The 24195-nt window shown below is 31.3% G+C and carries 23 protein-coding genes; 8 read left to right on the top strand and 15 right to left on the bottom strand.

The window, feature by feature from the left end; genetic code table 11:
* Positions 1-108 precede the first annotated feature (108 nt).
* The 3 genes from H0I28_RS01120 to H0I28_RS01110 all read right to left on the bottom strand — a co-directional run bounded on the left by H0I28_RS01120 (position 109) and on the right by H0I28_RS01110 (position 2456).
* A complete protein-coding gene (locus H0I28_RS01120; protein ID WP_218752439.1) occupies positions 109-594 on the bottom strand; it encodes an ABC transporter ATPase in 486 nt (161 codons plus the stop codon).
* Between the two features lie 110 nt (positions 595-704).
* The gene (locus tag H0I28_RS01115) at positions 705-1532 is read right to left on the bottom strand and encodes a 3'-5' exonuclease (RefSeq protein WP_218760145.1); all 828 of its coding nucleotides are present in this window, start codon (positions 1530-1532) and stop codon (positions 705-707) included.
* A 66-nt stretch (positions 1533-1598) separates the two neighbouring features.
* A complete protein-coding gene (locus tag H0I28_RS01110) occupies positions 1599-2456 on the bottom strand; it encodes a PPK2 family polyphosphate kinase (RefSeq protein WP_218760144.1) in 858 nt (285 codons plus the stop codon).
* Between the two features lie 452 nt (positions 2457-2908).
* Between H0I28_RS01110 and H0I28_RS01105 the strand changes: the two genes are divergently transcribed.
* Positions 2909-4465, top strand: a complete 1557-nt coding sequence (locus H0I28_RS01105) for an NAD(P)/FAD-dependent oxidoreductase (RefSeq protein ID WP_218760143.1) — start codon at positions 2909-2911, stop codon at positions 4463-4465.
* Between the two features lie 202 nt (positions 4466-4667).
* Here the strand turns inward: H0I28_RS01105 and H0I28_RS01100 are convergent, their stop codons facing one another.
* Positions 4668-5549: an NAD(P)-dependent oxidoreductase gene (locus H0I28_RS01100; protein ID WP_218732868.1), complete on the bottom strand. Its 882-nt coding sequence runs from the start codon at positions 5547-5549 to the stop codon at positions 4668-4670.
* A 427-nt stretch (positions 5550-5976) separates the two neighbouring features.
* Between H0I28_RS01100 and H0I28_RS01095 the strand changes: the two genes are divergently transcribed.
* From H0I28_RS01095 to H0I28_RS01075, 5 genes are all read left to right on the top strand, one after another.
* Positions 5977-6414: a RimK/LysX family protein gene (locus tag H0I28_RS01095; protein ID WP_218732867.1), complete on the top strand. Its 438-nt coding sequence runs from the start codon at positions 5977-5979 to the stop codon at positions 6412-6414.
* The gene (gene rimK / locus H0I28_RS01090; RefSeq protein ID WP_165732831.1) at positions 6414-7289 is read left to right on the top strand and encodes a 30S ribosomal protein S6--L-glutamate ligase; all 876 of its coding nucleotides are present in this window, start codon (positions 6414-6416) and stop codon (positions 7287-7289) included. Before H0I28_RS01095 ends, rimK begins: the two co-directional genes overlap by 1 nt.
* Entirely contained in the window at positions 7279-8229 is a 951-nt protein-coding gene (locus H0I28_RS01085) for a succinylglutamate desuccinylase/aspartoacylase family protein (protein WP_218752436.1), read from the top strand. The genes rimK and H0I28_RS01085 overlap by 11 nt, the downstream gene beginning before the upstream one ends.
* Before the next feature lie 149 nt (positions 8230-8378).
* Positions 8379-9704 carry a M28 family peptidase gene (locus tag H0I28_RS01080; protein ID WP_218760142.1) on the top strand — a complete coding sequence of 442 codons (1326 nt, stop codon included), beginning with the start codon at positions 8379-8381 and terminating at the stop codon, positions 9702-9704.
* 5 nt (positions 9705-9709) lie between these two features.
* Positions 9710-10477: a hypothetical protein gene (locus H0I28_RS01075; RefSeq protein WP_218760141.1), complete on the top strand. Its 768-nt coding sequence runs from the start codon at positions 9710-9712 to the stop codon at positions 10475-10477.
* Positions 10478-10486: 9 nt separating this feature from the next.
* On the opposite strand, the gene H0I28_RS01070 is transcribed toward H0I28_RS01075, so the two are convergent.
* Genes H0I28_RS01070 through H0I28_RS01060 form a run of 3 tightly spaced genes read right to left on the bottom strand, consistent with a single transcriptional unit; the run spans position 10487 to position 14750 of the window.
* The gene (locus tag H0I28_RS01070) at positions 10487-11368 is read right to left on the bottom strand and encodes a carbohydrate kinase family protein (protein WP_218760140.1); all 882 of its coding nucleotides are present in this window, start codon (positions 11366-11368) and stop codon (positions 10487-10489) included.
* Between the two features lie 3 nt (positions 11369-11371).
* Positions 11372-12646: a glycosyltransferase gene (locus H0I28_RS01065; protein ID WP_218732862.1), complete on the bottom strand. Its 1275-nt coding sequence runs from the start codon at positions 12644-12646 to the stop codon at positions 11372-11374.
* A 4-nt stretch (positions 12647-12650) separates the two neighbouring features.
* Complete coding sequence (locus H0I28_RS01060) at positions 12651-14750, bottom strand: HAD-IIB family hydrolase (protein ID WP_218732861.1); 2100 nt, start codon at positions 14748-14750, stop codon at positions 12651-12653.
* 266 nt (positions 14751-15016) lie between these two features.
* On the opposite strand from H0I28_RS01060, the gene H0I28_RS01055 reads away from it, so the two are divergent.
* Positions 15017-15592: a YdeI family protein gene (locus tag H0I28_RS01055; protein WP_218760139.1), complete on the top strand. Its 576-nt coding sequence runs from the start codon at positions 15017-15019 to the stop codon at positions 15590-15592.
* Between the two features lie 4 nt (positions 15593-15596).
* Here H0I28_RS01055 and H0I28_RS01050 read toward each other — a convergent pair whose 3' ends face one another.
* Together H0I28_RS01050 and H0I28_RS01045 are read right to left on the bottom strand one after the other, a co-directional pair.
* Positions 15597-17063 carry a magnesium chelatase gene (locus H0I28_RS01050; RefSeq protein ID WP_218760138.1) on the bottom strand — a complete coding sequence of 489 codons (1467 nt, stop codon included), beginning with the start codon at positions 17061-17063 and terminating at the stop codon, positions 15597-15599.
* A gap of 59 nt (positions 17064-17122) precedes the next feature.
* Positions 17123-18247 carry a VWA domain-containing protein gene (locus H0I28_RS01045; RefSeq protein WP_218732858.1) on the bottom strand — a complete coding sequence of 375 codons (1125 nt, stop codon included), beginning with the start codon at positions 18245-18247 and terminating at the stop codon, positions 17123-17125.
* A 124-nt stretch (positions 18248-18371) separates the two neighbouring features.
* Here H0I28_RS01045 and H0I28_RS01040 point away from each other — a divergent pair, with 124 nt between their 5' ends.
* A complete protein-coding gene (locus H0I28_RS01040) occupies positions 18372-19247 on the top strand; it encodes a TIGR01777 family oxidoreductase (RefSeq protein WP_218760137.1) in 876 nt (291 codons plus the stop codon).
* 6 nt (positions 19248-19253) lie between these two features.
* Here H0I28_RS01040 and H0I28_RS01035 read toward each other — a convergent pair whose 3' ends face one another.
* From H0I28_RS01035 to ftsH, 6 genes are read right to left on the bottom strand one after another with little or no spacing between them, the layout of a single operon-like run.
* The gene (locus H0I28_RS01035; protein WP_218760136.1) at positions 19254-19883 is read right to left on the bottom strand and encodes a YceI family protein; all 630 of its coding nucleotides are present in this window, start codon (positions 19881-19883) and stop codon (positions 19254-19256) included.
* A gap of 4 nt (positions 19884-19887) precedes the next feature.
* The gene (locus tag H0I28_RS01030) at positions 19888-20154 is read right to left on the bottom strand and encodes an acyl-CoA-binding protein (protein ID WP_165732844.1); all 267 of its coding nucleotides are present in this window, start codon (positions 20152-20154) and stop codon (positions 19888-19890) included.
* 6 nt (positions 20155-20160) lie between these two features.
* Positions 20161-20817: a phosphatidylserine decarboxylase family protein gene (locus H0I28_RS01025; RefSeq protein WP_218760135.1), complete on the bottom strand. Its 657-nt coding sequence runs from the start codon at positions 20815-20817 to the stop codon at positions 20161-20163.
* Between the two features lie 2 nt (positions 20818-20819).
* Positions 20820-21614: a phosphatidate cytidylyltransferase gene (locus tag H0I28_RS01020; protein ID WP_218732854.1), complete on the bottom strand. Its 795-nt coding sequence runs from the start codon at positions 21612-21614 to the stop codon at positions 20820-20822.
* A 1-nt stretch (position 21615) separates the two neighbouring features.
* Positions 21616-22200: a hypothetical protein gene (locus H0I28_RS01015; protein ID WP_218732853.1), complete on the bottom strand. Its 585-nt coding sequence runs from the start codon at positions 22198-22200 to the stop codon at positions 21616-21618.
* 3 nt (positions 22201-22203) lie between these two features.
* Positions 22204-24177, bottom strand: a complete 1974-nt coding sequence (gene ftsH, locus H0I28_RS01010; protein WP_218760134.1) for an ATP-dependent zinc metalloprotease FtsH — start codon at positions 24175-24177, stop codon at positions 22204-22206.
* Positions 24178-24195: the final 18 nt, after the last annotated feature.

Raw genomic sequence — 24195 nt, 5'->3', positions numbered from 1 at the left:
CTAAAAAGCGTAACCACTCGAACTGAAACCTAAAAAAGAGCTCAAACAGACCGCTCTATCCTTAACGCAACAATTTGCTAGCTGAATTCAATAATTTTAATACAATTTTTACACCAAAAAACGTTTGTGCCAACTATCTTTTGCGGGAATTTCCCAATTGTTTTCAAAATCTTCTTTGGTAGCTACCATATTATTAAAAACAATCGTATCGGCAGTTACTTTATTTTCTTCTGCGAACTTCTGAAAATCGAACAATTTTACTAAGTTAATATTGTCATTATCTTTAAAAGTAACATTCAATTTATCCATTAAATCTAATTGTAATTCGTTTTCTAATTCTTTAATAAAACGAACAGAGCTATCTATAGAACAACCAGAAACATTGTTAAAACTTTCATCTACTGCCAACACCAAAAACTGATTGTATTTGATAGTAAAAGAACCTTTTAAATCGTCACCATGACGCGTCCATTGGTTAATAAAGTCTTCTGCTTTTTCTGAAATAAAGTTTATTTCATTCTCTGTAAATTCTCTATTGGATTGGTAAATCCAAACGCGAGAATTATTTGGTAAATTTTTATATTCTGTAAACATTGTTTGTTGTGTAATTTTTTAACTGTTTAATTGACAGTTTAGTTTAATACATCTTAATTATTAGATTTCTCAATCGCCTAAAAAGACTCATTCCAAATGACAAAAAAGAACTATCTTAAATTAAACTTCTGTTGTAAAGCTTCTAATTTTTCTTTGTCAGACATTTGCTTTTTTGGCGCCGTCATTCTTTCTTTAATTTCTTTTAAAACCTTTTTAGTGTACAAAGGAAAATCTGCATTCTGCATCCAGTTATTGTAACCAGGGTTTTCTTTAAACACCTCTTCTACCGTTCTACCTTTGTATTTTCCGAAAGAGAAAATTTCTTGCTTATTATCATTCATCAGAATAAAACCAGCAAAATCTGCTCTTTCTCCGTGTGTAGAATATTCACTTAAAGCATCTACAGTATTTTGTATGTCATCATATTTATCTAACTGAGCTAACAAAATTTCGTACGTTGCATTGGTATCTGCTTCCGCTCCGTGTGCTCCTTCTAATTCTTTTCCGCAGTAAAACTGATATCCAGCACTTAATGTTCTTTGTTCTTTTTTATGAAAAATTACTTGCACATCAATTGCTTTTCTATTTTTCATATCAAAGTCGATACCAGCTCTCATTAATTCTTCCGCTAAAAGCGGGATGTCAAAACGATTAGAGTTAAAACCTGCCAAATCAGAATCTGCAATCATCTCATTAATTTGTGGTGCTAATTCTTTAAAAGTTGGCTCTGAAGCTACTTTTTCATTTGTAATTCCATGTACATCTATAGATCCTTGTGGAATTTCCATTTCCGGATTTACCAACCAAGTTTTACTTTCCTTATTTCCGTTTGGGAATACTTTTAATATGGCAATTTCAACAACTTTATCTGTTGCAATGTTTACTCCTGTTGTTTCTAAATCGAAAAATACGATTGGCTTCTTTAAATCTAAATTCATTTTAATATTTTAATTTCTCTACTTCGCTCAGGTAAAAATAATTACCTACTAAATCGCAAGCAAGAACTATTCGTTATTTAATTGTGTTTTAAATGCAGCTACTTGATCCTGAATTTTTGCAGGTAAAGTTGGCTCTTTAAAGTTATATTTTTCTAATTCTTCTAATACAATATCTGCTAAAATAAATCTTGCAGTTGGTTTGTCATCCGCAGGAATTATAAACCAAGGTGCATTTTCTTTAGAAGTTCTGTTTAATAAATCTTCATAACAGAACTGGTATTTATCCCACAGTTTACGTTCTTTTAAATCTCCTGCAGAAAATTTCCAATTCTTTTCAGGTAAATTCAACCTGCGTAATAATCTATTCTTTTGTTCGTCTTTAGACAAATTTAAAAAGAACTTTAATACGATGGTTCCACTATCTGTAATATGCTTTTCAAAATTATTGATTCTTTCCATTCTTTCATGAAAAAAAGCATCATTGATATCTTCTAACGTATTTATGGTCGGAATATTTTCTCCAAAAACATACTCAGGATGCACTCTTGTCACCAACACGTTTTCATAATGTGTTCTATTAAAAACACCTATTTTACCTTTTGCAGGAAGTGCAATATAATGACGCCATAAAAAATCGTGCTTTAATTCCAACTCTGTTGGTACTTTAAAACTATGCACTTCTACTCCACGTGCATTTACATCTTTAAAAACCTCTCTAATTAAACTGTCTTTGCCAGAAGTATCCATTCCTTGTAAGCAAATAAGCATACTATATTTGCCTTCTGCATACATTGTATCCTGAATATCACTCAGTTTTTTTCTAATTTTCTTTAGCTTCTTCTTAGACTTTTCTATTACTTCTTTTGTATTAAAATCAGTCAATTGAATAATTCCTTTTACCTTATATTTTTCCTTGTCTAGCATCCTTTCAAATATTTTTTAAAGATAGATAAAATCGTGATTTTTACCCGTGATTTTCATAGCATTTTATAATAATTATATTCACAATATAGTCATCATTTAAAATTAAAAAAAATAAAATATCTAATTCTTAATTTTAGCATAAAGTTAACGTGTTTCATTTTATTCAGGTACAAAAACAGTACAAAATTTATCTAATTAAAAAAATGAAATAAATGTCTCCTTGCGTGTAATCAAGACCTATTTTAGTCGGTAATTAAATCTCAACTACGCTCAAACAGAAAATAAAAGCACAAAAAAAAGGCCTTTTACAACCACAACTTAAAAAACAGGATACATCAATTCACTACTCAACTTAAATATTTTTACCGCTAAAAATTATCATTATATCATATTGAAGAGAAATTCATGAATTCGTAGCTTTTTTAGACTTTAAAATTCATTATTTTTGCCACATGGTAAAAGAAATTCAACTTCGAGTAAATTTAATAGAAGAACGTAAAGAAAACATCTTATTATACAAAGCTTCTAAGCAATTAAGCCTTGATAAAAGTGAAATTTCTGCTGTTAAAGTATTGCGTAAATCTATAGATGCACGTAAAAAAGACATCATATTTAACTACAAAGTAGCCGTTTATATCAATGAAAAAGTACCAGATAAATCTGATTATACTTTTGAATACAAAGATGTTTCTAATGCCAAAGAAGTACATATTATTGGTTTTGGACCCGCAGGAATGTACGCCGCTTTGCGTTGTATAGAATTAGGTTACAAACCAATTGTTTTAGAACGTGGAAAAAATGTACAAGATAGAAGGCGTGATTTAAAAGCCATCAATCAAGATCATTTTGTAAACGAAGATTCTAATTATTGTTTTGGTGAAGGTGGAGCCGGAACCTACTCTGATGGAAAACTCTACACACGCTCATTAAAACGTGGTGATGTTAGAAGAATTTTTGAAAATTTAGTTTTTCATGGAGCAACAGAACAAATTTTGGTAGATGCACATCCGCATATTGGAACCAATAAATTACCAAAAATCATCGAGAATGTTCGTGAGAATATTTTAAAGTACGGTGGAGAAATTCATTTTGAAACTCGTGTTACTGATTTTACTATAAAAAACAATAAACTACAAGCTATCCATCTTAAAAACGGAAAAGAAATGGCTGTGAATTCAGTTATTTTAGCAACCGGACATTCGGCCAGAGATATATACGAATTACTACACAAGAAAGAGATTGCTTTAAAAGCAAAGTCTTTTGCGATGGGCGTTCGTGTAGAACATCCGCAAGAAATTATAGATCAAATTCAATATCATTGTTCAGGAGAAAGAGACGAATTGTTACCTGCAGCAGCTTATAGCTTGGTACACCAAGTAAATAATAGAGGTGTATATTCTTTTTGTATGTGTCCTGGTGGATTTATTGTTCCTGCAGCTACTGCAAACGGTGAAGTTGTTGTAAACGGAATGTCGCCTTCTCGTAGAAATAATCGTTTTGCAAATTCAGGAATTGTTGTTGAATTAGATATTGATAAAGATTTTAAGAAATACGAACAGTTTGGACCTTTAAAAGGATTAGAATTTCAAAAAGATTTAGAAAAAATAGCCTTTTTTGCTGGAGGAAGAACACAAACAGCACCTGCACAAAGATTGGTGGATTTTGTAGACGGAAGACTTTCTAACGATTTAAATGATTGTTCATATCAACCAGGATTAAAATCGGCTCCTTTACATTCTTTATTACCTAAAATTATTGGAGGTAGATTAAGAAAAGGTTTTGCAGCATTCGGACAAAAAATGCATGGTTATTACACCAACGAAGCAAATATTATTGGAGTGGAATCTAGAACTTCATCACCAGTAAACATCCCTAGAAAAGAAAGTTTAGAACATACAGAAATAGAAGGTTTATATCCTTGTGGTGAAGGTGGTGGTTATGCTGGTGGAATTGTTTCTGCTGCCATGGATGGAGAACGCTGTGCAGAAGCTGCAATCGCAAAGTTATAGACTTTAAATATCATCTCTTTAGACAATATAATATTAGTTCTCGATACAAAATTTATAAAAAGAAATTTTACTCGAACTGACATTTTGTAAATCATTATAAAAACAAAAAATACCTCGAAGCAAAGCCTCGAGGTATTTTTATACATTTCATTTTGATATTAAAATCAAAACTTATTTTATACTTCCGCTATTGCGGAAATAATTATTTCTTTAAACTTGTAAAGTAATCGAAAATTTCAGGAACGTTTCCGCTTCCCATATCAGCCGCTACAGCTGCTTGAAGGTTTGCAGAAGTAGCTTCTGCTATTTTAGAAGTAGTACCTAAATCGTTCATCATCTGAACAAAATAACCTAAATCTTTATTTGCATTGTTAATAGAAAAACCTAAATCACTTACGTTATCTACTGCGTAATGTTTACAAAATTTCATGAATGGAGAGTTTGACGGTCCAGAAGACATAATATCAAACAATTGTTGTGTATCTACTCCTGCAAGTTTTGCAGCAGCAAAAGCCTGAGACATTGCAACAACAGTAGTCATCCCCATAAAGTTATTAATTAACTTAGTTGTATGACCTGCTCCTAAAGCTCCTAAATAAAACACATTCTCTCCTTGCTCATCTAAAACTGGTTTTACTTTATCAAAAGTAGCTTTATCTCCAGCTGCCATGATATTTAATAATCCGTCTTTTGCATGTGCAGGTGTACGACCTAAAGGTGCATCAATCATACCAGCTCCTTTAGCTGCTAAATCTTTACCAATCTTAATCGTAGATGCAGGAATTGAAGTTCCAAAATCAATTAAAACAGTACCTTCTTTAATACCGGCTAAAATTCCATCTTCACCGTAAACAATCTTTTCAACTACAGCAGATGTAGTTAAACAAAACATTATAATATCACTTTTTTCTGCTAATTCCTTAGGAGAGCTAGCTTCGGTAGCATTACCACGAGCTATTACAGTTGCAACCTCATCTTTGTTAAGGTCCATTACTGTTAACTCATAACCTCTTTTTTGCAAATTTTCAACCATGTTACCACCCATAAGGCCAAGTCCGATAAATCCGATAGTAGGTTTTTTCATATTTATTCTTTTAATTTATAATTAGGGTGCAAATATATACATCTATAGGCATTTAAAAAACATTTAACAGAAGTATCCTTAGTTCTTTAATTTGTTTAACTTATATTTTTAATACACTGACTTGCAATTCATTAATAAAAATAAAAAAAATATAAATAGCTATTTTAATCAAGTTGTAAACGAATAGTCCATTTTCTAAAATAGAATAGCCTTAACAAGAAAAAAGTTTTATATTTTTTTCTATATTTATCTAAATTTAAGATTCAAATATAATTGATATTTATATCGGTTTTAAAACATCAAAAATTTATCTAATTTTTAAAAACCTTATCGTTAGATTAGTTATTTAATAATTCTTTATAATTTTTTTCATTTTATCAAGATTTCGAATAAGTATCACTAATTTTACAGCAGTTTAAAATAATATATGAAAATAACCATTGGTCGTGTTGATAAAGCAGATTTCCCGGAACTCCATTTAGAAGACATCGATTTAAAAATTGACTCTGGCGCTTATACATCATCAATACATTGTTCTAATATTGAAGAAATAACCATAGACGGAAAAAATTTTATCAGGTTTAAGCTATTAGATCCAGAGCATCCATTTTACAATAATAAGGAGTTTACTACAAAAAATTATGCTTCTAAATTGGTAAAAAGCTCGAATGGAATTTCAGAAAAAAGGTTTTTAGTTGAAACTGAAATTGTAATTTTCAACGAAATCTTCCCTATTCATTTAACATTAAGTGAACGTAAAGACATGAAGTTTCCGATCTTGCTTGGAAGAAAATTTTTAAATAAAAAATTCGTGATAGACACTACAAAGACAAACTTATCACACAAATTAAAAAATAAAATATAATGAGAATTGTAATTCTGTCTAGAAATCCTAAATTGTATTCAACTAGAAGATTGGTAGAATCCGCCGAAAAAAGAGGTCATGAAGTAATGGTTGTAGACCATTTAAAATGTAACATTGAAATTGAAAAACGATCGCCAAAAATATTTTATAAAGGTGAATATTTAGAAAACATTGATGCTATTATACCAAGAATTGGTGCTTCTGTTACCTTTTATGGAACTGCTGTTATTCGTCAATTTGAAATGATGAAAGTATTTTCTGCAGTTTCTTCTCAAGCTTTAGTAAAATCTAGAGATAAATTAAGCAGTTTACAAATTTTAGCAAGAGCTGGTGTTGGGTTGCCAAAAACAGTTTTCACCAACTACACAAAAGATGTAGAACACGTAGTAGAATCTGTTGGTGGAGCGCCTTTAATTTTAAAATTATTAGAAGGAACACAAGGTTTAGGTGTTGTTTTGGCTGAAACCAAAAACGCAGCAACCTCCGTTTTAGAAGCTTTTAATGGATTGGGTGCAAGAGTAATTGCGCAAGAATTTATTAAAGAAGCTGGTGGTGCAGATATTAGAGCTTTTGTAGTTGATGGTAAAGTAATTGGTGCTATGAAACGCCAAGGAAAAGAAGGAGAATTCCGTTCTAATTTACACAGAGGTGGTAATGCAACTGTCATAGAATTGACAGACGAAGAAGAAAAAACTGCATTAAAAGCAACCAAAGCTTTAGGTTTGGGTGTTGCCGGAGTAGATATGTTACAATCATCTAAAGGACCTTTGGTATTAGAAGTAAATTCTTCTCCAGGTTTAGAGGGAATTGAGGTAGCAACTGGTAAAAATATCGCGAAAGAAATAATTCGTTATTTAGAAATTCATGTCGAGTAAACCTTTTATCCTTTTAGGAAAAGTAATTCCTTTAGGAAAACGTACCGTTTTAGATTTAGAAGTAGCAAAATTACATACAAGAACTACTGTTAAGGTTCCAATAATTATAGAACGCTCTCAAAATCCTGGACCTGTTGTTTTATTACTTGCAGGTATTCATGGTGATGAAACAAATGGAGTAGGAATTATTAGAGAAATCATTAATTTAAAAATTAATAAACCAAAAACTGGAACCATTATTTGCATTCCTGTTTTTAATATTTTTGGGTATTTAATTCAGACTAGAGAATTTCCTGACGGACGTGATTTAAACAGAATGTTTCCTGGTTCTGCAGGTGGATCGTTAGCGAGCCAATTTGCCTATCAATTTACAAAAGAAATTGCTCCGATTGTAGACTATGTTATCGATTTTCATACAGGTGGTGGAGATCGCGATAATATTGCACAAATAAGATGTAGTAAAGAAGATGAAAAAGCATTAGAATTGGCTAAGGTTTTTAACCCTCCAATGATTGTTTTTTCTGAAAACATTACAAAATCACTTAGAGATACATTACATAAAATGGGTAAAACCGTTTTACTTTTCGAAGGAGGAAAATCTAAAGAACTAAACCCTACAATTATTAACGAAGGTGTTAACGGAACTAAAAATGTATTAATTCGTTTAGGTCTTATTGAAGGAGACATTACGGTTAGAGAAACTCCTGTTTTTGTGCATAAGGCAAAGTGGATAAGATCATCTGATTCTGGGATGTTTAAAATTAGAGTAGCAAACGGAAGCTTTGTAAAAAAGAAAGAAGTTTTAGGCGTAATACAAGATCCTTTTGGTGAGTTTAAAAAGAAAATTTATGCGCCGTTTGATTGTCATATTTTCTGTATTAATAAAACACCAATCGTAAATAAAGGAGATGCTTTATTTCATGTTAGTATTGATGAATAGTGTACATGCTGCAAGCTCTATTTTAACCTAAAGGTTGATGATAGATCTCAAACAACTTATAGCATTTTAAATAAAATAATAAAAGAGAACGGATTTTTAATCTGTTCTCTTTTTTGTTTTGTAATTTAGTAGCCTAAACTTTCCTTCGGATGAAAAAAATTACACTATTATTTTTATTGATGTCAATTTCTATTTCTGCACAAACAGATCTTAAAATTTATGATATTATAAACTCTGTTTCAGCAGACAATATTAAAGCTGATATAAAAACCTTAACAGAATTCGGTACAAGAAATACTTTTTCAGATACCATTTCCACAACTCGAGGTATTGGTGCAGCTAGACGCTGGATAAAAGCCGAATTCGATAAAATATCTAGCAATTGTAACAATTGCATCAACACTTTTTATCAAAAGGATTTTGTTACTAAAAAAGGTAATAGAAGAGTTCCTCATGATGCGTGGATTGTAAATGTTGTGGCAGTTCAAAAAGGAACCAAATACCCAAACAAATACATTATTATGAGTGGTGATATTGATTCTCGTGCAAGCGATACGATGGATTTTACCACAGATGCACCTGGCGCGAACGACAATGCCTCTGGAATGGCAGGAACCATAGAAGCTGCAAGAGTATTGAGCAAGTATCAATTTGAAAGTAGTATTATTTACGTAGGTCTTTCTGGTGAAGAACAAGGATTGTTTGGTGGCGCTGGTTTAGCCAAGTACGCTAAAGATAAAGGTTGGGATATTATTGGTGTTTTAAACAATGATATGATTGGAAATATAAAAGGGGTAGATGGTGTAATTGACAATCGTAGTTTTAGAATTTTCTCGGAACCTGTACCTACAAACGAAACAGAAACCCAACGTAAAATGCGTAGGTTTTATGGTGGTGAAGTAGATGGAGTTTCGAGACAATTGGCTAGATATATTCACAAAAATGTAAAAACCTATATGCCAGAAATGAATCCGATGATGATTTATAGATTGGATAGATTTGGCCGTGGAGGACATCACAGACCTTTTAATGATTTAGGTTTTGCTGGTATTAGAATTATGGAAGCACATGAAAACTATACGCAACAACATCAAGACATTAGAACCGAAAACGGTATAAAATACGGAGATACTTTTGAGCATGTAAATTTTGAGTATGCAAAGAAATTAACCGCTGTTAATGCAATTACAATGGCCAATTTAGCATGGGCTCCAGAAGCGCCAAAAGAAGTAGCTATTGGCGGTATTGTAGAAGCTTCTGTAAAGTTAAAATGGAATAAAGTTGACGGAGCCAAAGGGTATAAAATTTATTGGAGAGACACCACCTCTCCTACTTGGGACAATTCTAGATATGTAGAAACTACAGAGTTTACTTTAGATGGAATTGTAATAGATAATTTCTTTTTTGGTGTTGCTGCTATTGGCGAAAACGGTCATGAAAGTGTAGTTGTTTTCCCTAATAAAATTTTAAGATAATAAATATGAAAACAATAATTAAAAGTCTTTTTGCCCTTAGTTTTATCTTTTTACTTTTTAGTTGTACTAAAGATAAAAAGAATGAAGTTTTAGTTTTAGGAACGATACATGGTAGTCATTTAACTTCAGACGAATATTCTATAGAAAAACTAACAAAGCTGATTCAAGAAATTAAACCTGATCTTATTTTAACTGAAATTCCGCCAAATAGATTTGAAGAAGCGATGAAAGGTTTTAAAAGAGATGATTCTATTTCAGAACCTAGGGTTTCTCGTTTTCCAGAATATACAGAAGTCATTTTTCCGCTATCAAAAACTATGGATTTTGAAATTATACCAACTGCAGGTTGGTCTGCTTCTATGGCAAGAGAACGTCAACAAAAATTAAGAGCCATTAGCAGAGATACTTTACGGAAATCTGATTGGAAACAATACAGAGAAGCTAATAGAAAATCTGATTCTATTATGGCTATTACAGGTAACAGAAATGACCCTTATTTTATACACACCAATACTTACGATAGTATTTCCAATATTGGATTAGGAGCTTATAACAGACTTTTTAATGAAGAATTAGGTCTTGGTGGTTGGGACAATATTAATATTGCACATTATTGGAATATTGAGAAAACTTTACAGAAATATAAGTATCAAAATAAACGTATTTTAATTACTTATGGTGCCGGACACAAAGCTTGGTTTCTAAAAGAATTAAGAAAACGTGATGATATAACGCTATTAGAATTAAAGCCTTTTTTAGATAAATTAAAATAATTGAATAAATTATAATCTGCTAAAATCTAAAATTTCGTTTTCAGAAATAATAGGGTTTGCTCCTTCATTTTGGGCAACTAAAGCTCCAACTGCACAAGCAATATCCAATGATTTCTGCGGATTATGATTGTCTAATAAATGATGAATTAATGTGGCCAAAAAAGAATCTCCAGAACCAACGGTGTCTACTACTTTAATTTTATAACCACTATTGTAAAACAATGTATTGTTATATAATAAAACAGCACCATGTTCGCCTTTTGTAACGCAAATATGTGCTGTTTTAGTTTTTTTTGCAATAAAACGTATGTTTTGTTCTAAATTATGAAAAGGGGAACCTAAAAAAGCACTTATCTCATACAATTCTTCATCATTAAATTTTATAAAATCAGCTTTACACATTAAATCAATAAGAATTTCTTTGTTATAAAAAGGTGCTCTTAAATTCACATCAAAAACAGTATATTTAGCCAATTCTAAAAGTTGGTAAAGTGTATTTTTAGAAACATCGTCTCTTGTAATTAAACTTCCAAAAACAAAAGCATCTGCTTGTTTTACCAATGTTGCCGCTGTTGCTGTAAATGGAATTTTATCCCAAGCCTTCGGATGTACAATTTCATAGGTAGCAGCTCCTTTTTCATTTAACGTTACAGCCACTTCTCCTGTTGTATAATCTTCTAAAATTACAACAGCATCAGCATTTATTTTTAAATCGTTTATGTAATTTAAAATCAACTTACCTAAGTCATCATTACCAATGGCACTTACCATAGCAACTTCATTATTTAAAGACTTTAACCGCACTGCAACATTTAAAGGCGCTCCTCCTATTTTTTTATGCGTAGGAAAAACATCCCACAAAACTTCACCAAAACATACAATTTTAGACATACTTTAATAAATATTAGTTTCTGATGTTCTTTGATTAATTGAACTTGCAAAAATTGATAACATCCTTTTTGCTATCCCTGTCCATCCAAAATTTCTACGTGCAAAACGTGCCCCTTCAACAGACATTTCGTTTCTTAATTTAGGGTATAACAAAGGCATTGCCATCATTGCTCCAAATTCTTTTGGTCTGTGTGGATCTGCAAATAAAGCCTGATTTCCAAAATCAATTAAATCACACAAACCTCCATGAACCGTTATTACACTTGGTGTTCCACAAGCCATAGCTTCAATAGCAACCATACCAAAAGGTTCATATCTAGAAGGCATTACAAAAATACTTGCAGATCTGTATACGTTTGCTAAGTCTTCATCAGCAATGTAGTTTTTCCATTTAATTTTATCCATAACACCTAGTTCCTTCGCCAATACTTTTAAAGTATCAATTCCGTCTCTATCTTGCTGAGAATCTCCTCCAATTGCAGCGACTAATCTAGCTTCCGGACACAGTTCAAAAACCGTAGGTAACGAACGTATTAATAAATCGTAGCCTTTATTATGCGCCATTCTACCCAACGCCAAAATATCGGTTGGTTTGATATCATATTTCAATCGAATTTTATCATTCTCTTTAGACGGAACAGGAAAAAATCTATTTTCATCAATTCCTGGAGGAATCATGCTACAATTTCTAGACAAAACATCATACTGTTGTACCAATAAATCTACTTGAGGAAGTGTTGTTGCAATCACAAAATTACACATCTGATACACAAAATATTCCTTTCTAATACGTTCTTTAAAGCGATAGGTTTTCTCCATCTCTTTCTCATCCATATCACTTCCCATAGAGTGTTGTTTCCACCACCCTAAAGAATGTGGTGTATGTACATGACAAATGCCTAATTCTTCTGCAATTTTTTGTCCTGCCCAACCTGCATCCCAATAATGAGAATACACAACATCGTATTTTTTATTTTCTTTTTTTATAGCGGCCAACGTATTGGTCACAAACTTTTTTAAATGGTCGTGCATGTCTTCTTTTCTGATGAATTTTTTTCCACCAAAAGGAATTCTCCAAACACTAAAATTATCATCTACAACATCATACTCTGGTTGATCTTCAAATTGCCGCGTTACCAAATCTACACGTTTACCTAATCTACTAAATCTATCTGCTAATTCTAATACATATACTACTTGACCTCCTGTATCTGGTTTTCCTAATTCTGCATGTGCCCCTACATATCCATGTAAAGAAATCATTAATATCGATTTCATATTTCTATTTTTTAGTTTTAGTTTTAATTATTTTTAAATCGTTACAAGCTGATATATACTGCGCTGCAGACCAAGCTTGATAGGCTTTCCCCATTGGTTTCCCTGTAGTTCCATGTGCCCACTCTGTAAACTCCCACTCTTCATTAATTCCTTCTTTATTGATTAAAGCTAGTTTATGTAGTTCTTCTATTGCGATGTCTTTAAACCCTAATTTATTGACGAATTTCACCCAGAATCCACCCACAAAAGGCCAAATACCTCCGTTATGATAATGGTTGGGTAAATTCAGGAGATTTACGGTGTAATAAGGTTTCCAATCAGGATCTCCAGGACTTACAACCGGATATACATTTGCAACTGGAAAAGGATCATTAACTCCGACCCCCAACATAAACTTAAAAGTTTGATGTGCTTTTTCAGCATCTATGGTTCCGTGTAAAAAGGCTAAAATATTTCCAAGGGTATCGCAACGCCAGCTAAAATCGAAAGGTGTTGTTTGTGCAATTAAGTAAGACGTATCTCCTAAAGTAAACTGCTTTTCGGCAAATGAAACCGATTGAAATAATTTTTGCTGTGTAGAAGGCCAGAAGTTTTGTACAATCTCTTTTTTAATTACCTGAGACCATCTAATATATTCTCCTGCATCTTCATGATTTCCTAACATTTCTAACATACGTCCGAAACAAACATTAGATCTATACCAAAGTATTTCGTCATATAGAATGTTATAACTTCTACCAAATAAATCTGTCCAATCTCCTGCTTCCGGAATTTCTAAAAGGGCATCATTATTACTATCATGCGCTCCTAACCATCGCATGGTTTCTTTAATATCTCCAATATATTTTCTTAAAAACTGAATATCTTTGGTAACATTTACATATTCGTAGAAAGCAATTACCACCCAAATACCACTATCAATAGAACAAATTCCACCAACTCCAGAATAATCTGGTTCTTGATCTTTTAACCGAACATTTGCAGGTATTTGTCCGTTTCTAGAAATATTATCTATTAAAGTAACTAAAGTTTGTCTTTGGCAAGTATGAATTTCTTCATCATCAATTAAAGACAGAGAACCTATAACAGTAATTGCTCCATCTCTTGCCCAAACACTATGATAATTTTCATCTGTACCATTCGGAATATTATCTTTTATTGAACATGCTGAAAAGCCAAGTGGTGTAATATTTTTCTTTAAAGCTTCAATTGCTTTTACATATCCTTCTTTAATTAAAGCTACTTTTTCATCGGTATCTTCTTGCGCAATATTTTCTTTCTCTTTTTTAATAAAAAAATCATCTGAGTGATCAATATTTGTATCTTCAAGCGCTTCTTTTGGTAGTATTTCATAGAAAATAAGTCCTTCTATAATACCATCACCTTTTTCTTTTTCTGTATGATAAACCTTTTTATGTTTTGTATACAGATACAATTCGTCATGTGCATTTGCTACCACTATACCAGACACATCTTTTAAATCGAACATTGCAGAATCATTACCACTATCTCCAGCAACCAAAACCTGATCAGATTTAAATTTTAATCTTCTTAGTAGCCAACGTAAAGCATTTCCTTTATTTGCCCATTTAGGCAAAACATCTAAAAACTTATTGCCAGAATACACAATATTTACATCCATATCTGCATCTGCAAAATCTTGTTCTATACTTTCTATAAGATCGTTACTAGCATCATGAAAGAAATAACTTCTTTTATAAGAATGCTGAAATTTTGTTGGTTGATCACTAATAGGGTGTTTTATTTTTTGAATGATATTTTCTACAGATTCCAAATTCCACCCATCATCTAAAACATCATTAAATTCTTTTTCTACAGCACCTTTTTTAAAATTATAAATATGTGTACCTACTCCAGAAATAATATAATCTGGTTCTGGAAGCACCTCTTTATCTATTAAATCTAAGACGTCATCTATTAATCTACCTGTATTATATGTTAAAAGCACATCGTTTTGATCATGATACTTTTCCCATATTTTTTTAAAGTTACTTTTATAGGTATGAAAGTCAATTAAAGTATTGTCAATATCAAAGGACAATAATTTTATTTTATTTTCATTTTTTAAGCTTTTTACAGTCATTTCATTGTGTTTTTATGAGATAATCATTAATAACACTGAATTTAATTAAAAAATTAAGGACAACCAAAACTTGAGCTATCTATCGTTATTTGTTCTGCCATTTTTATGATTGTGATAATTATGACTATCAAAAAATACTAAATAGAGAATGATAAAGATAATTTACTTAATTTACCTCCCTTTCTAAACAACACGCTTTAATTGTAAATTTCAATTACTAACAATCACATAAAAAATACAAAAGGTAATTTTAGTATCTAAAAATCATGAAAGAAATAGACGAATTTTACTTTAAAAATGATATTGAATGGCGCAATTGGTTGTCAAAAAATTATAATTTGTCTAAAGGTGTTTACCTTATATTTTATAAAGTAGAAAATATAGAGGAATCTATGCGATGGGAAGAAGCCGTAAAAGTAGCTTTATGTTTTGGTTGGATAGACGCCACTGTAAAAAGTTTAGGTGATGGTAAGCGTAGGCAATATTTCTGCCCAAGAAAACAGAAAAGTATTTGGAGTGCCGTTAATAAAAATTATATTCAAAATTTAATTACTGATAATTTAATGCACCAAAGTGGATTAGATATAATTGAGATTGCAAAACAAAATGGATCTTGGACAGCTTTAGATGCCGTCGAAAAAGGAATTATTCCTGATGACCTACAACTTGCCTTTGATAAAAATGAAATAGCTTTTACCAATTTTAGAAATTTTGCTCCTAGTTATAGAAAGCAGTATTTATATTGGATACATCAAGCAAAAAGAGAAACCACAAAAAAAAACCGAATTATAGAAATAATTCGGTTGTGCAGTAAAAATATTAAATCTCGTGGAACGAGGTAATTAATTATAGTCCACTTATAAAATTTCCATAAGGATCTTTAAATTGTGTTCCTTCTGCAAAACGATACTTACTTAGTTTTTTAAACTCTACCAATGCCCAAAGAATAAACTCTTTTACAAAATACCCATCTGTTTCATTCATATTCGGTTGGTGTTTTTTAAGAAAAGTATCTAAAGGTTTTACCTTATCTAACTCTGCTTTGTATTGCGCTTCTGTGTGTTCATCTAACAATTCGAAATCTTCATCAGCATTAAAAAACCAAGAAATTATATCGTCATAAGGAGATTCTTCTTCTTGTTTTTCTAACTTTTTTATCTCCGGAAAATAACTTGGAAATAACGTTTTAATCGCATTTTTAATTAATGTCTCTGCCACTACTTGTGCCCCTTCTTGTTCACCTTCATACACCAACTCCACTTTTCCTGTAATTGCAGGAATAATTCCGTCGAAATCATTTAAACGAATCATTGTTTTATCATCCCCAGAAAGTAATGCTCTTCTTTCTGCAGTACTTAATAAGTTTTCGAAAGCAGAAATACTTAAACGTGCACTTACACCACTTTTAGCATCTATATACTCACTTTCTCTAGCTTCAAAAACAATCTGCTCTAACAAGTCTTTTGCCAGCTCTGGTACTGCTATAAAATCTTTTTGAGAACCTACCTTGTTTGCTTCTTGTTGTGTAATTGTTTTGGCTGTTTCAATATCCTCTAGGTAATGCGTTAAAATCTGCGAGCCAATTCTATCTTTTAAAGGCGTTACAATACTTCCTCTATTCGTATAATCTTCTGGATTTGCCGTAAACACAAATTGCATATCTAAAGGCAAACGCAATTTAAAACCTCTAATTTGAATATCACCTTCTTGTAAAATATTAAAAAGTGCCACCTGAATTCTAGCTTGTAAATCTGGTAATTCATTAATCACAAAAATACATCTGTTAGCACGCGGAATCATTCCGTAATGAATGACCCTATCATCTGCATAACTCAATTTTAAGTTTGCTGCTTTTATAGGATCTACATCTCCAATAATATCTGCTACAGTAACATCTGGCGTTGCTAATTTCTCTGCAAAACGCTCATTTCTATGCAACCAAAATATAGGTGTATCATCTCCTTTTTCCTTAATCAACTCAATAGCAAACCTAGAAATAGGGTTTAAAGGATCGTCGTTAATCTCAGAACCTTCAACAACCGGAATATATTCATCCAATAAATCTACCATCAATCTAGCCAAACGTGTTTTTGCCTGTCCTCTTAATCCTAATAAATTAATGTTATGCTTACTTAAAATAGCTCTTTCTAACTCCGGAATTACGGTATTCTCATACCCATGAACTCCTTTAAAAGCTGTTTCTTTATTTTTTATTTTCACAATCAAGTTTTCTCTCAACTCATCTTTAATTGATTTTGATTTGTATCCTGATGCTTTTAATTCTCCTAATGAATTTATCGTATTTACGCTCATATATATTTTTCTTTGAAACAAATTTTGTAATTTTTACTTTGCAATTTTGTCACTTATTATTATCCTCTAATTCTCTTTTTCCTATTGGTTTCGTAATCTTCAAAAATCATTTCTCCCAATCCTTTTAAACCTGTATAAAATGCTTTTCCTTGATTCGCTTTTGTAAAAGCTCTTATAAATTGCATTAAGTATGGATCTTGTGCAATCATAAAAGTAGTAATCGGAATATGTAATTTTCTTGCTTGTTGCGCCATTGCATAACACTTGTTTACAATGTATTTGTCTAAACCATTACTATTCTTATAGTATTGACCATCTGGCAAACGCAAACAACTTGGCTTTCCATCGGTAATCATAAAAATTTGTTTGTTGGTATTTCTTTTTCTTCGCAATAAATCCATGGCTAATTGTAAACCTGCAACCGTATTTGTATGATATGGACCTACTTGTAAATATGGCAAATCTTTAATTTTAATTGCCCACGCATCATTTCCAAAAACAATAATATCTAAGGTATCTTTAGGATAACGAGTGGTAATTAATTCTGCCAAAGCCATAGCTACTTTTTTGGCAGGAGTAATCCTATCTTCTCCATACAAAATCATAGAGTGACTAATATCAATCATTAAAACCGTACTCATTTGACTTTTGTGCATGGTTTCTTCCACCACCAAATCGTTTTCGGTTAAGTTGAAATTATCAATTCCGTTATTAATTTGAGCATTTCTGATGCTTTCTGTAACTGAAACCTTATCCAATGCATCCCCAAACTGATACGCCCTTAAATCTCCGGTATGCTCATCTCCTATTCCTGGAGATTTACTTTTATGATTACCAGCACCACTCCTTTTTATTTTTCCAAAAATATGATTCAACGCTTGCTGACGAATAGCACGTTCAGTTTTCGGAGTAATTTTAGTACCTCCAGTCCCGTCACCTTTTACCTCCTCTTTTATATAGCCTTTCTTCTTTAAATCTTCAATAAAATCATCAATGGTATAATTTTCATCAGTCAGCTTGTATTCTTTATCTAAAGAACGTAGCCAATCTATGGCTTCATCAAAATCGCCAGAGGTATGCGTTATCAGTTCCTTAAAAATTTCAAATAATTTTTCGAAAGGAGATTGATGTTCCGCTTCGTAGGTTTTAAAAACAAAACCTTTTCTTTTGTTATTATTTTTCATCACTATAAAAGTACAGTTTTATACGGATGAAAAATAAACATTAACATTGCTTTATTATATGTATGCATAAATTTGTTTTATAATATTTTAAAAACATTAAACAAAAAATAATTATCTTTACATTATGGCAAAAATAATTATAACAGGTGGTACAGGTTTAGTCGGCAAAAGATTATCAAAATTACTAATTGATAAAAATCATGAAGTTGTAATTTTAAGTAGAGGTCCCAAAAATAAAAACGAATTTAAATGGGATATCTCTTCTAATTATGTTGATGAAAAAGCGCTTGTAAACTCTGATTATATCATTCATTTAGCCGGAGCAGGAATTGCCGACAAACGTTGGACAGAAGAAAGAAAACAGGTAATAATTGATAGTAGAGTAAAAACTGCAAATTTACTTTTTGATAAAATAACCGAATTAAAAATCGAATTAAAAGGTTTTATTTCTGCATCTGGAGTTGGTTATTACGGAGCGATCACTAATGATAAAATATACGAGGAAAGCGATAAAGCAGCTAATGATTTTTTAGGTGATGTATGTCAAAAATGGGAAAACGCAGCACATCAATTTTCAACAAAAAACATTCCGGTAACAATCTTAAGAACCGGTGTTGTTTTAACGGATAAAGGTGGTGCATTAGATAAAATGAAAACACCTATTATAACTCCTTTAGGTTCTGGAAAACAATTTTTGCCTTGGATCCATTTAGATGATTTATGTGCCATATACGTTAAAGCAGTTGAAGATAATTTAGAAGGTGTTTTTAATGCAGTTGCTCCAGAACATCACACTAGTAAAACCTTTACTAAAGAGTTAGCTAAAATCATAAAAAGACCTTACATAGGAATTGGTGTTCCAGGTTTTCTTTTAAAACTTGTATTTGGTGATATGGCAAAAATATTACTCGAAGGAATTAAAATTTCTGCAAAAAAAATCGAAAAGAACGGATATTCTTTTCGATTTGAAACACTTAAAAAAGCGTTGAATAATTTATAATGCTTCTTAGAAAGTAGAAGTGATATTTAAAGCCACATCACTCCATGTCTTAGAAACTCCATCAGCTCCTTTGTGTAATTCTAAACAAGCTGTATTTAATGATGCTAAAGCCTCAGATGCATTCCATTTGGTAATATCCATAGTAGCCTCCATCTTAAAAACCTTCCCTTCTATAGTATAGGTAAAAGCTACATTCTCTGTAACTCCGTTCATTTTAATTTCTGCAACACCATTGGTTTCATCAGTTATTAATAATTTACCAGAAAGTAATTTTGTATTGTCCATCATACCAAAGAAGAATTTTTGAATTTTAAAATCTCTACTAGTATCTTTCGTAAAAATGCTACTTACAGGAATTGAAAACTCAGTATTATTAATAGCTTCTTTAATAGAACTTCCTTCTCCTCCAGAAATTATGTCTACTTTATTAAACTGACCTCCTACAGGTATTTTCTCTGTAGTCTTATAAGCTACAAAGTTTATTTCATTTTGTGCCTTCTCTAAAGAAAAAGCTACTGCACTTGTTTTAGTTTTAATTGTATCTTCTTTTTTCTCATCAGATTTTTTATCTGATTTACAAGATGAAAAATTAAATGCTACAATCATTAATAATGATAAAACTACGACTCTTTTCATAATGTTATTGTTTAGTATTTAAAACTGTTTTTGCTAAATTAATATATTCTTGTTTTGCTACGTCAGATTTCATGCCGTTTAATTGCATCCATGCATTTAACTTAAATGCACTTCTAACGTTATGCTCATCATTAAAAGAAAACTTATTTCCAAAATTAGCTTGCTTGTTATAAGCATAAAATTTTAGCATAATGTCAGGAGCAATCGATTCTTCTAACATAGAAATCCTATAGAAAGCTTCATTAAACTCTTTATCTAAATCAGATTCCATACGTTATTATTTTTCTGCAATTATCTGAACTCCACCTTTTACTGTATCATTTAAAGATACATTTAGCTTTGTACCTAATGGAAGAAAAAGGTCTACTCTAGAACCAAATTTTATAAAACCTGCATCTGCTCCTTGTACTGCTGTATCGCCAACTTTTGCATAATTGACAATTCTCTTTGCCAAAGCTCCGGCAATTTGTCTATATAAAACATCACCAAAAGCGGCATTATTAACCACTACGGTAGTTCTTTCGTTTTCTGTAGATGCTTTCGGGTGCCATGCTACCAAGTATTTACCTGGATGATATTTACTATATTTTACAACTCCACTCATGGCATATCTAGTAACATGTACGTTAATAGGAGACATAAAAATAGACACTTGTAATCTTTTTCCTTTAAAGTATTCTGGTTCTTCTACTTCTTCTATAACAACCACTTTACCATCTACCGGTGCAACTATTATGTTATCATTTAAAGCAGCAACTCTTTTAGGATTTCTAAAAAATTGTAGCACAATTACTAAAAAAGCAAGTAATACAACTTGAATTACTTTAACAAGCCAAGGTATATCTATTAAATTATCGGCTAGCAATACACCTACAATTGTTATTATAAAGGTAATAACAATTATTTTATACCCTTCTTTGTGAAAACGAATCATACTTAAATTATAAAATTAATATACAAATATACAAATGGTGCTGCAAATAACAAGCTATCCAATCTATCTAAAATACCACCATGCCCAGGCATAATAGTACCACTATCTTTAATATTGGCTTGTCTTTTAAATTTAGACTCTACTAAATCTCCAATCGTACCAATTACACTAACAATAACAGCTATCACTAACCAATTTACCACTGTAAAATCGGTGTTAAATTTACTAATTATAAAGGCTGCTATTAAAGCAAAAGCCAAACCACCTAAAAAACCTTCTTGTGTCTTTTTGGGTGAAACCGAAATAAACAACTTTCTTTTTCCGAAATTTTTACCCACTAAAAAAGCAAAACTATCATTTACCCAAATCATAATTAAAATAGAAATAATTAAATGAGGATTATAACCATCTTTATAAATAGGTAGAAGGATTAAAAAGATCATTGAAAAAATAGGATACCTAATTAGTAAACCAGATTTAGACCTATCATTAGAAAATGAGATTTCTTTTTTAGTAAATAAGTAATAAATTAAAGATAACGAGGAAATAATGGTAATTCCTAAAATAATAATTACGGCATAACTTTCTGGTCTTTTTAACATTAAAAATAACGTTAAGCAAAAGAAAATATACCCTATCATTCCTTTAAAGTTGATGAGTTTAGAAAATTCCCAAACACACAACAATCCAAAAATAGTTGTTAGAACAACATACGATTCTTTAGAAAAAAGAATCGCTGATATAAAAATTAAAACGTAAATTATGCCTGAAAGACTCCTTTTTAAAAGGTTACTCATATTATAAATCTTCTAATAGCAGCAAATATAAGTTTTTTGAGTTACTGTTTCCGTAGTTTAAGAAATTATCATCATTTTTATGAATGTTATAATTTTTTATGGCAGAAATGTTGGTAGGCAAATCATTTTTATGATGAATTTTAATACCAGTTAACCCTTGTCCCATATCTTTAACCAACTGACTCGTAGTTGCGTAAACTATAAAATTTTGAGGCATTTCTGACAACTTAATACTTTTTAATTGTTTCGATGAAAATAAAATATCTCCATTATCTGCAATCAAATGCTCACAATTCAAGAAAACAGGAAAATTTGAATTGAAATTTCTATTCATTGCCACCTCATGTCTGTTTAAAAAGGAAGATAACTTGTCATCTAAAAGTGTTAATTGATTCCAATTATTCTCTTTTAAAATGTTCTTTAAATTCTCTACAACTTCACTTTCTTTTAAACAATATAAAAACTTACCTCCTTTTTCAAGGAAATTATGTACAAAAAGATCATCCAAAGAAAGATCTACTTCTTGTCTTTGGATGTCATTTTCTTCTTTATTGGGTATATTGAATAGCTTTTTAAAAAAATTCATTTATTATTCTTCAGTTTTTAATTCTACTGGAGGAATGTCTTTTTTCTCATCAACGATTTCTACTTCAAGAGGCTCTTCAAAAGGTCTTTTACCGAATATCTTTTCTAAATCGTCTTTAAAAATAACTTCTTTTTCCAATAATAATTCTGCAAGAGTCGTTAATTTATCTTTATTTTCATCTAATATATGAATGGCTCTTAGATACTGAGCTTCAATAATTTTAGAAATTTCTTGGTCTATTGTTTTCCCAGTTTCTTCACTATAAGGTTTTACAAATCCATCATTTCCAGAAGAATCATAATACGTTACATTACCAACCGCTTCATTTAAACCATAAACAGTAACCATTGCTTTTGCTTGCTTAGTCACTTTTTCTAAATCGCTTAAAGCTCCTGTAGATATTTTATCAAACATTACTTTTTCTGCAGCTCTACCTCCCATGGTAGCACACATTTCATCTAACATCTGCTCTGTCTGTACAATCATTCTTTCTGCTGGTAAATACCAAGCAGCTCCTAAAGATTGTCCTCTTGGTACAATAGTAACTTTTACCAATGGTGCAGCATGCTCTAACATCCAACTAATAGTTGCGTGACCTGCTTCATGAAAAGCAATTACTTTTTTCTCCTTTGGTGTAATTACTTTATTTTTCTTTTCTAAACCACCTACAATTCTATCTACAGCATCTAAGAAATCTTGATGATGAATTGCTTTTTTACCATTTCTGGCAGCAATTAATGCAGATTCGTTACACATGTTTGCAATATCTGCTCCAGAAAAACCAGGCGTTTGTTGTGCTAAGAACTCAATCTTAACATCCTCCGCTAATTTTAAAGGTTTAATATGTACTTCAAAAATTTCTTTTCTTTCGTTGATGTTTGGTAAATCTACATAGATCTGTCTATCAAAACGACCAGCACGCATTAATGCACTATCTAAAACATCTGCTCTGTTTGTTGCTGCTAACACAATAACATTTACATCTGTACCAAAACCATCCATTTCTGTTAATAATTGATTCAACGTATTTTCACGCTCATCATTACCACCAGTCATACTATTTTTTCCACGAGCTCTACCAATAGCATCTATCTCATCAATAAAAATAATAGAAGGCGATTTCTCTGCAGCTTTTTTAAATAAATCTCTTACACGAGAAGCACCTACACCTACAAACATTTCAACAAAATCTGAACCAGATAATGAGAAAAAAGGAACATCTGCTTCCCCTGCAACTGCTTTGGCTAATAATGTTTTTCCTGTTCCAGGAGGTCCTACTAATAAAGCTCCTTTTGGAATTTTACCTCCTAAAGAAGTATATTTCTCTGGGTTCTTTAAAAAGTCTACAATTTCTTGTACTTCTTCTTTAGCACCTTCTAATCCGGCAACATTTTCAAACGTAGTTTTTACCTTTGTGTCTTTGTCAAATAACTTAGCTTTAGACTTACCAATGCTAAAGATTTGACCTCCACCACCAGATCCAGCGCCGCCACCAGACATTCTTTTCATAAAAAACAACCAAACAGCAATTAATATTATAAAAGGTAAAAAACCTAAAATAGTATCAAAAATACTTGTTTTATTTTCATTTTTTATATCAAAGTCTAACTCGTTCGCCTGTCTCGCTTTTTCAATATTATTTTCGAAATTTTGTAAATCCCCAAAATTGTAGTCATAAAAAGAAGAGCCTTGTGTATAAAAAGCAGAATTTATAATCTTACTATAACGCTGTTTTTTTTGTGCTTCTTCTTTAATATAAATCTGAGCTAAATTATTATTTAAAACAACAATTCTAGAAATATCATTGTCTTTTAAAATGTCATTAAACTCATTTTTAGAAATACTTTTAGTAGCTAAATCTCCACTACTAAAAAACTGGAATGCCATTATTACTACAAATATTGCACCATATATCCAATACGCGTTAAACTTAAATTTAGGCATATTAGAATTACTATCTTTTTTTGAATCACTCATTTATTTAAAAAATAAAAA

This window comes from Polaribacter sp. AHE13PA (genome assembly GCF_019278505.1).
In the GTDB taxonomy this organism is placed as follows: Bacteria; Bacteroidota; Bacteroidia; order Flavobacteriales; family Flavobacteriaceae; genus Polaribacter.
This window is presented reverse-complemented; position numbering and strand designations above follow the sequence as displayed.

What these genes read in the sequence shown, in the direction of transcription:
- H0I28_RS01120 (WP_218752439.1), bottom strand. Translation starts at nt 594, where the DNA reads ATGTTTACAGAATATAAAAATTTACCAAATAATTCTCGCGTTTGGATT.
- H0I28_RS01115 (WP_218760145.1), bottom strand. Translation starts at nt 1,532, where the DNA reads ATGAATTTAGATTTAAAGAAGCCAATCGTATTTTTCGATTTAGAAACA.
- H0I28_RS01110 (WP_218760144.1), bottom strand. Translation starts at nt 2,456, where the DNA reads ATGCTAGACAAGGAAAAATATAAGGTAAAAGGAATTATTCAATTGACT.
- H0I28_RS01105 (WP_218760143.1), top strand. Translation starts at nt 2,909, where the DNA reads ATGGTAAAAGAAATTCAACTTCGAGTAAATTTAATAGAAGAACGTAAA.
- H0I28_RS01100 (WP_218732868.1), bottom strand. Translation starts at nt 5,549, where the DNA reads ATGAAAAAACCTACTATCGGATTTATCGGACTTGGCCTTATGGGTGGT.
- H0I28_RS01095 (WP_218732867.1), top strand. Translation starts at nt 5,977, where the DNA reads ATGAAAATAACCATTGGTCGTGTTGATAAAGCAGATTTCCCGGAACTC.
- rimK (WP_165732831.1), top strand. Translation starts at nt 6,414, where the DNA reads ATGAGAATTGTAATTCTGTCTAGAAATCCTAAATTGTATTCAACTAGA.
- H0I28_RS01085 (WP_218752436.1), top strand. Translation starts at nt 7,279, where the DNA reads ATGTCGAGTAAACCTTTTATCCTTTTAGGAAAAGTAATTCCTTTAGGA.
- H0I28_RS01080 (WP_218760142.1), top strand. Translation starts at nt 8,379, where the DNA reads ATGAAAAAAATTACACTATTATTTTTATTGATGTCAATTTCTATTTCT.
- H0I28_RS01075 (WP_218760141.1), top strand. Translation starts at nt 9,710, where the DNA reads ATGAAAACAATAATTAAAAGTCTTTTTGCCCTTAGTTTTATCTTTTTA.
- H0I28_RS01070 (WP_218760140.1), bottom strand. Translation starts at nt 11,368, where the DNA reads ATGTCTAAAATTGTATGTTTTGGTGAAGTTTTGTGGGATGTTTTTCCT.
- H0I28_RS01065 (WP_218732862.1), bottom strand. Translation starts at nt 12,646, where the DNA reads ATGAAATCGATATTAATGATTTCTTTACATGGATATGTAGGGGCACAT.
- H0I28_RS01060 (WP_218732861.1), bottom strand. Translation starts at nt 14,750, where the DNA reads ATGACTGTAAAAAGCTTAAAAAATGAAAATAAAATAAAATTATTGTCC.
- H0I28_RS01055 (WP_218760139.1), top strand. Translation starts at nt 15,017, where the DNA reads ATGAAAGAAATAGACGAATTTTACTTTAAAAATGATATTGAATGGCGC.
- H0I28_RS01050 (WP_218760138.1), bottom strand. Translation starts at nt 17,063, where the DNA reads ATGAGCGTAAATACGATAAATTCATTAGGAGAATTAAAAGCATCAGGA.
- H0I28_RS01045 (WP_218732858.1), bottom strand. Translation starts at nt 18,247, where the DNA reads ATGAAAAATAATAACAAAAGAAAAGGTTTTGTTTTTAAAACCTACGAA.
- H0I28_RS01040 (WP_218760137.1), top strand. Translation starts at nt 18,372, where the DNA reads ATGGCAAAAATAATTATAACAGGTGGTACAGGTTTAGTCGGCAAAAGA.
- H0I28_RS01035 (WP_218760136.1), bottom strand. Translation starts at nt 19,883, where the DNA reads ATGAAAAGAGTCGTAGTTTTATCATTATTAATGATTGTAGCATTTAAT.
- H0I28_RS01030 (WP_165732844.1), bottom strand. Translation starts at nt 20,154, where the DNA reads ATGGAATCTGATTTAGATAAAGAGTTTAATGAAGCTTTCTATAGGATT.
- H0I28_RS01025 (WP_218760135.1), bottom strand. Translation starts at nt 20,817, where the DNA reads ATGATTCGTTTTCACAAAGAAGGGTATAAAATAATTGTTATTACCTTT.
- H0I28_RS01020 (WP_218732854.1), bottom strand. Translation starts at nt 21,614, where the DNA reads ATGAGTAACCTTTTAAAAAGGAGTCTTTCAGGCATAATTTACGTTTTA.
- H0I28_RS01015 (WP_218732853.1), bottom strand. Translation starts at nt 22,200, where the DNA reads ATGAATTTTTTTAAAAAGCTATTCAATATACCCAATAAAGAAGAAAAT.
- ftsH (WP_218760134.1), bottom strand. Translation starts at nt 24,177, where the DNA reads ATGAGTGATTCAAAAAAAGATAGTAATTCTAATATGCCTAAATTTAAG.